This window comes from Skermanella sp., assembly GCF_059503625.1.
Genome location: NZ_JCACHA010000252.1, coordinates 1 through 3162 on the forward strand (window position 1 = coordinate 1; position 3162 = coordinate 3162).

2 protein-coding genes and 2 pseudogenes are annotated in these 3162 nt (G+C 58.6%); 2 read left to right on the top strand and 2 right to left on the bottom strand.

Annotated features, from left to right (window positions below):
- Nucleotides 1-361: 361 nt before the first annotated feature.
- Both AC5JJ6_RS06045 and AC5JJ6_RS06050 read left to right on the top strand, forming a co-directional pair.
- Complete coding sequence (locus AC5JJ6_RS06045; protein WP_496041179.1) at nucleotides 362-595, top strand: hypothetical protein; 234 nt, start codon at nucleotides 362-364, stop codon at nucleotides 593-595.
- 347 nt (nucleotides 596-942) lie between these two features.
- Nucleotides 943-1098: pseudogene (locus AC5JJ6_RS06050) on the top strand (IS6 family transposase); the annotation flags it as partial.
- Between the two features lie 40 nt (nucleotides 1099-1138).
- On the opposite strand, the pseudogene AC5JJ6_RS06055 reads toward AC5JJ6_RS06050, so the two are convergent.
- Both AC5JJ6_RS06055 and AC5JJ6_RS06060 read right to left on the bottom strand, forming a co-directional pair.
- Nucleotides 1139-1444, bottom strand: a pseudogene (locus AC5JJ6_RS06055) (alpha/beta fold hydrolase); the annotation flags it as partial.
- A gap of 1063 nt (nucleotides 1445-2507) precedes the next feature.
- The gene (locus AC5JJ6_RS06060) at nucleotides 2508-2864 is read right to left on the bottom strand and encodes a hypothetical protein (RefSeq protein ID WP_496041180.1); all 357 of its coding nucleotides are present in this window, start codon (nucleotides 2862-2864) and stop codon (nucleotides 2508-2510) included.
- Nucleotides 2865-3162: the final 298 nt, after the last annotated feature.

A 3162-nucleotide genomic window follows, 5' to 3' on the forward strand; every position in this document is an offset into this window, starting at 1 on the left:
ACAACCCCACCAATCCATAGAAGAGGCTTGAGACGCATTATGGTGCAGCAATCTCGACTCAGAAGCGTCGGTTTGAGCCGTGTTGTTCCTGAAAGCGCCGATGACGTCTGCGGGAGATTAACGAACGAATAGCGTAGCCGACAAAGGCTCCTATGACCGCGCCTAGCACAAAGGTCTCCACGTACTCGCTCCACTCAGTTCGCTCCCAAGTGCAAGTATATGATCGATCACATTCGAATAGAAAATTATCTTGTTGTTTTAAATCGATATGCACGGGCATGATGAATATGGGCTACACGCCGATGATGTCTTACCAGATGTTCAAGTCAGATGTTATTCTGTGACACGGAGGGCATGAAGAGTGGAAATCCTGAGCAGGAAGCGACGCGTTCCGGGCGAAAAATACTATGTCATGTGTCAGCTTGGCAGCAGTCCCAGCCGGTCAAAAGGCACGCTGCTGTTCGAGAACTCCGACGCTGATCGTGCATGGCAGTTTTATCAGATTTTGGAGCCTATGACGGAAATGTCCGTTGCTCTTTGGGACTCTGACGGCAACCTGATGGCGTTTCACGCTGGTGGGCGAGAGCAACAATAGCTTACGGCGATGGTTCGTCCAGAAATCTGCATTGAACGAAGCCGCTACGCGGCAGTTTCAGTCCACATCTGCTGGTGAAAGTTGCGGGACGGCTGGTCTCGGTTGGTGGCGCCGGGACCAGAATTGGGCGCTTTAGAGGGCGGTCCGTCGAGATTGAAGGTGCGGCACGATGGCGGGCGCCGATCCCGGCGTTTCCACCATCACGGAGCCCGACCATGAGCCCTCTTCACCATCGCATGATCGAGGACATGCAGGTCCGCAACCTGTCCTCCTATACCCAGCGCAAGGCACCGTCACATTAACTTGCTGGGGTGGCGAGAGGCGTTTGGGTAGGGCATGGTGGCGGGATAAAACACGCTCCTGATCCACACCACCGTCACCGCTTCCCGGCCGAAATCATCAGCCATGCCGTCTGGCTGTACCACACGTTCTGCCTGAGCTTCCGGGACGTCGAACTGATGCTGGCCGAACGCGGCATCGAGGTTTCCTACGAGACGATCCGGCCGCGTGAGCCATCGCGACCTTGCCACCATAGGACATGCCGATACTGACGATCCGCCCGAGTCCGAGATGCTGGTGCAACGCCTCCATGTCCTCGACGTTTTCATCCAGGGTGTAGGTGGCAGGATCGCCGCGTGCGGAACGGCCGTGACCGCGGTGGTCGAAGTAGACGATTTGCATGTGCTCGGCAAGCGGCGAGAGCGCCGGCTTGAAACCCGAGTGGTCAGCGCCGGGACCGCCGTGAATGACCAAGGCTACGGGCCGTTCGCGCATCGCGGCGCCATCCGGTACCAGCTCGGCCCCTTCGACGTCGAAGTAGATCTCGGTATCACGAACCTCCGCGCGCATGCCTGTCCGTCCAGCCTGATCCAACCCGCACTGAGCAGAACACAGGCCTAAGCCGCAGGGAAGCAGGATAAACGGACACTATGGAAAATACGCCGATGCACCATGTCAGCATCGACTTCCTCCATTAGGGTTTTTCCTACTACACTGCTTCCTTAGCCTGAGCAACCGCCTGAAGTGCCCGGCCAGCCAGTTCGATCGTGTGCTTAAAGCGGGTGCGATCCTCCGGCACAGTGTACTGTGCTCGGACCGTCAGTTCCGAATAATTACATTATCGGAGGTTATTAGGAAGCTACCAGGAACGGACGGCGGTGGCACGTCGCTGCCGCCGTTGTCCGCTGTGGTACAGGGGCAGGGGCCCCGCGAGCCGCCGGAACTGCGCAGCCGCGATCACTTCCGCAACAGCTTGGCAAGGGCGGCTGGATTGCGAGCAGCGGGAGGGGCAGGGTGCCGCCAGGCAAGTTTTCGGGGCTATGGCCATTCACTCCTGGCAGCCGCCGGGTTCGAGTTCGGCTGAGGGCGATTTGCTTCGTCGCGCCTTTGGGCGGGTAGGGCCGGATTGTTCGACGTCTTTCCGGCGTCGGGATCGTGGCTTGCGTACTGTTCCCTTCCCGCTGTCAGCATCGGTGCTGACCCGCACGGTTGAACGCCAGAGCAGCCAAGCATTTGCACGCCGCGACTGGCTTTCCGGCAGCAGGGCAGGGGGCACCGGCAGTCCGGCTCGCCCGGCCGCGGCCCCCAGACCGCCAGCCAGGCATTCTGCTCGGCAAGAACAGCCAGCCGGTCGCGCCACAGGTCATCGGGGGTCAAGCTTCTGGTAGTCAGACGCCTGCCTGCTACGCAACTCGTCCCGAAAGCTGACAAAACCCAATAGGGATATCCGGCGAAACGGCCGACCGGCGCCGGGCACTCATGCACCCGATGCCGGTCAACACAGTACTTCCTCGTGCCTGGCTCCGGCCGAAGACTCTCAGCCAAGGCTATAGACCAGGACCAAATCGCCAGGACCATGAGCGTCAAGCGTCCGAGCCAGAACATTTACTAGCCCATCTGCGGCACCGAACGGTTATGTGCCTGGCGCTATCACGGGACCCTTGTCCCCGCCGTCGTCGCCACTACTCATGACGACGACGGCGACCGCGGCGCCAAACACAGCGCCGGCGGCGAAGGTGACGGCGGTTGCGGCGGCGATGCCAGCGACGACTGCGGGCGCAATGCCCCCGCTCACTTGGTCGAAAGCGTCGAGATCAAGCGGGGTCAGCCCAACGTCGGCGAGGGAAGACAGCAGATCACCAACTCCATGCGCCGACAGGACCTGGGCCGTGCTCGATAGCGCGATATAGCTCGTATCCATGATACTCCGCTTCAGGTAAGTTGTTTCTCGGAAAGAAAACAGGGAAACAGCACTGTTGGTTTTCTTCATCCAAGGCGGCTCGTAAGACGTTATTGAATAAATGTCTTCTTCGCCTGCATTTAAAAGCTATTATAGTTCTGATAAATAATATGTGAGCCACTTCACACGGCAGGATTTTGTCTATAGATATTAAGTGATGGATCTCAGATGCCCGTGTATCCGAGACCATCCGGCGTGATGGTGAGGAGGGCGCGCCGCTCTGTCTGAGCAGCGCGCAATGAGAGCATGTCAAACTATGGGCAATCCGGAGTGGTAACCATTTCGCCCAGTTTCCGTTTATTTGCGAATAACCATTAACGTCATCCGC

Bases quoted from the DNA above. Each gene is read 5' to 3' on its own strand.
- AC5JJ6_RS06060 (WP_496041180.1), bottom strand. From the start codon at position 2,864: ATGAAGAAAACCAACAGTGCTGTTTCCCTGTTTTCTTTCCGAGAAACA.